Consider the following 3,254-nt stretch of genomic DNA (forward strand, 5'->3'; position numbering starts at 1 on the left):
CACGACCATGAAGTCGCCGTCGAGAGTCCAATTCCGCCACATGCGGCACATCGTCGTTCGAAAATCTCCGACTGCTGCGAACTGAGAAGGGCTGGACTCAGGAGGAACTCGCGTTTCGTGCGAAGGTCGATCGCAGCTATATCAGAAACTGGTAGCGAACGAAGCACAACTAGCTTTGATCAATCCGAGTTCGGGCAAAGCTTGCCAGGCCTGGTCACCGGGATTCCATTTTTCGGGCCAACATTGATGGCGCATCGATGAGGCCGCCTCATCTTATTTACAGGCTCGAGAGTTTTCGGCCTGACAGCACCTCCTGATCGTCATCGACCCGCAGTTTGCAGCAGCTCAACCTTCCGCAACCGGCCGGCCGCGCAGGCCGAGGCCAACGTTTCAGTCGGACATCAGCTTGTCGAAGATCGGCTGCGGGTCGTCAACCTCGACAAGCCGCTTGCCCGTGATTACCCAGATCCGTGTTGCCACCGCCCGCACAAAGGCGCGGTCGTGGCTGACCAGGAGGCAGGCTGCGCCGTGTTCGATCAACTCGCTCTCCAGCATATCCTGGCCCTCGATATCGAGATGGTTAGTCGGCTCGTCCAGCAGGTAGAAATTGGGCCGCGCGAGCCGCAGCAGCAGCAGCGCAAGCCGTGCTCGCTGTCCTCCCGAAAGTCGCGCGACAGGTGCGGCCTGAGTATCGATCGCGATTCCCGCTCCGGCGAGTTGGGTGCGCGCCTGCTGATCGGTCAGATCGCTCGACCGCTTGACGGCTTCCCAGGGCGTCGCAAATCGATCGAGCTGGGACAGCGCCTGATCGGAATGGCCGAGCTTGAGGCTCGCTGCGCCCCGGATATCCGGGTCCGACCCGGCCACGGCCGTCCGCAGCCTTTCGACCAGCCGCGTCTTGCCCGTGCCGTTGGCTCCGAGCAGGACGACGCGATCTCCGTTCTCGATCCAGAGCCGCCCGGTACGGAACAGAAGCCGACCGTCCGGCGCGGTGATCGACGCCTCGTCGAATGTGACCAGTGCCTTGGCGTAGGTGCCGCTGTTGGTCAGACGGATCGCTCCCGCCGAACGCTCCTGATGCGCGGGCCGCGCGCGCTCTTCCAGTCTGTCGGCTCGCTCGGAAAGCTGCTTGGTCTTCACGACCAGCAGATCGGACCCGGAATTGATGCCGATGTTCTTGAGCTTCGCCGCCTGCTGCCGCAGCGCCCTGACCTTGCCCATGTCATTCTCGAACTGCCTGTTCCGCGCCGCGTCGCGAACTTCCAATGCCTGTTGGGCGCGTGAATAGGGCAGGGAAAAATCCACGCTTTCCTCCGGCCGCAGGAACAGGGTGCGGTAGGTCACGGCATCGAGAAAGGCGCGGTCATGGCTCGCGACAACGACGGCGCAGTCGCGCCGCAATGCGGCAAGAAACCTCTCCAGAACGCCGATCCGGCCGATGTCGAGATGGTTGGTCGGCTCGTCCAGCAAGAGCAGATCGGGCTCGACCACCGAGGCTCTCGCCAGCAGCACTGTCCGTTGCCAACCGCCGGACAGGCTGTGAACGGCGCGCTCCCGTATGGCCTCGTCCACGGCGAGATCGTCGAGCAGGATATCGACCCGCCAGCTTTCGGCCTCAGCGACCTCGGAGGTGAGAGCGTCGTGCACGGCGTCATGGAAGCTCAAGGACAGGAGCCGTTCCGGCAGATCCTGCGGCGCCGACCCGACGATCAGGCCCCGTGCGCGGGTGATGGTGCCCGCTGTTACGTCTTCCTCGTTTGCCATGACACGCAGCAGTGAAGACTTGCCACGTCCGTTGGCAGCAACGAGGCCAAGGCGATCGCCCTTGGCGATCGAGAAGCTCAGTCCAGCGAACAAGGACTCACGACGAGTCAGCGAAAGGTCTTTGACGGCGATCAGGGACATTGCAATCTCATCAGGTCAGGACGGCGCAAAAACGCGCTGGAAAGGCTGACGATGAGACGGCGATGCGTTTCCCGGTCAGCCCCGCGAAATGAAGCGCGGGGCGGAAACAGGTCCGCGGGTTCGATCATGGAAGCGATGGTGGAGCACCAGCTTCCCCCTCCTGATCAACTTGAAGATCGGGAACTTTACCAGCTCCATCTTGCACGGACAAGAGTATGGCCTTGGTCGCCGCGCCCGGCGCAAACGGCGGGTCTTGTGTCCCGTTGTGCAGCGACGTGACGCACGGCGGCCGCTGAGGATGGGTACCATTGCTTCGCGGTGGCGCTATGATACGGCCACCTGGCACGCGCTCCTCTTCTTAGAGTTACGACGTCCACGATTTGACGGCCAGCTGTCGCATTCGGCCCGGTATGAGTCATGAATCAGTATCTTTCCCTCGTCAGCCTCGTAGTCGCGGACTATGACGAGGCGATCGCATTCTTCACCGGCGCCCTGGATTTCGAACTCTGTGAGGATACGCCGCTCGGCGGCGGCAAGCGTTGGGTGGTCGTGCGCCCGGCGGGCGGTACCGGCTCCGGCCTGCTATTGGCGCGGGCTGACGGTCCGGCCCAAGTGGCGCGGATTGGTGACCAGACCGGAGGACGGGTCTTCCTGTTCCTGGAGACGGATGATTTCGACCGCGACCATGCGCGCATGATCGCGGCCGGCGTGCGGTTCGTTGAGGCGCCGCGGCACGAGGCCTATAGTGTCGTCGCGGTTTTCGAGGATTTCTGTGGCAACCGTTGGGACCTGGTCCAGCGCAAGTCGATGCATGGCTGCGAGAGCAGTCGTTAGCCGACGACGCCGCGCCGAGAAGCGGTTTGCTCCGGCGCGTCGTGGCGCGGAGAGTGTTGATCGCCAATCTATCTGTTGTCGCGGATGTTTAGCCGGTCACCGTGCTCCTTGACGGCGCCTTCCAGCTTCTGAACCCGGTCATAAAGCTCGGCGATGGCGTCATTGACCGGCATCGTATCGGTGATAGACCGTTGAAGCCTGTCAATGATCTCGGCGTTCACCGACCTGCCGTTCGCCTTCGCGAGAAATGTGATCCTCTCGCGCATGGCTTCGTTGGGAAACTGCAGAAGAAATTGCAGCGACGCTCTGCCTGACGAACTTGTCTCGGTTTTCAAATGAGCAAGCGCGGCATCGATGCGTGCAAGGTGCTCGTCGGCGGTTTCCGTCGAATTGGTGAGGCGTTCCCGAAGACCGCCGGGCTTTGCTGGCTTGTCGGCATCGGACGATCCCGATCTCCGCTTTACAGTTTTTCTCGCCACTCGATCCTCGCTCTGCATCCGTCGCGATCCATGTCA

Annotated in this window: 4 protein-coding genes; 2 read left to right on the plus strand and 2 right to left on the minus strand. The window is 62.3% G+C overall.

The window, feature by feature from the left end; all coding sequences use genetic code 11:
• Positions 1 to 71 precede the first annotated feature (71 nt).
• A complete protein-coding gene (locus JOY90_RS40040; RefSeq protein WP_367276875.1) occupies positions 72 to 155 on the plus strand; it encodes a helix-turn-helix domain-containing protein in 84 nt (27 codons plus the stop codon).
• 235 nt (positions 156 to 390) lie between these two features.
• Here JOY90_RS40040 and JOY90_RS03705 read toward each other — a convergent pair whose 3' ends face one another.
• Positions 391 to 1,905 carry an ATP-binding cassette domain-containing protein gene (locus JOY90_RS03705; RefSeq protein ID WP_291689812.1) on the minus strand — a complete coding sequence of 505 codons (1,515 nt, stop codon included), beginning with the start codon at positions 1,903 to 1,905 and terminating at the stop codon, positions 391 to 393.
• Positions 1,906 to 2,322: 417 nt separating this feature from the next.
• Between JOY90_RS03705 and JOY90_RS03710 the strand changes: the two genes are divergently transcribed.
• Complete coding sequence (locus JOY90_RS03710; protein ID WP_291689813.1) at positions 2,323 to 2,739, plus strand: VOC family protein; 417 nt, start codon at positions 2,323 to 2,325, stop codon at positions 2,737 to 2,739.
• 68 nt (positions 2,740 to 2,807) lie between these two features.
• Here JOY90_RS03710 and JOY90_RS03715 read toward each other — a convergent pair whose 3' ends face one another.
• Positions 2,808 to 3,236 (minus strand): Arc family DNA-binding protein, encoded by a 429-nt coding sequence (locus JOY90_RS03715; protein ID WP_291689814.1) that lies wholly within the window; start codon positions 3,234 to 3,236, stop codon positions 2,808 to 2,810.
• Positions 3,237 to 3,254: the final 18 nt, after the last annotated feature.

It is taken from the genome of Bradyrhizobium sp. (assembly GCF_019242285.1).
Classification (GTDB): domain Bacteria; phylum Pseudomonadota; class Alphaproteobacteria; order Rhizobiales; family Xanthobacteraceae; genus Bradyrhizobium.

Coding starts and splice junctions, on each gene's coding strand:
- JOY90_RS03705 (WP_291689812.1), bottom strand. CDS start 1,905: ATGTCCCTGATCGCCGTCAAAGACCTTTCGCTGACTCGTCGTGAGTCC.
- JOY90_RS03710 (WP_291689813.1), top strand. CDS start 2,323: ATGAATCAGTATCTTTCCCTCGTCAGCCTCGTAGTCGCGGACTATGAC.
- JOY90_RS03715 (WP_291689814.1), bottom strand. CDS start 3,236: ATGCAGAGCGAGGATCGAGTGGCGAGAAAAACTGTAAAGCGGAGATCG.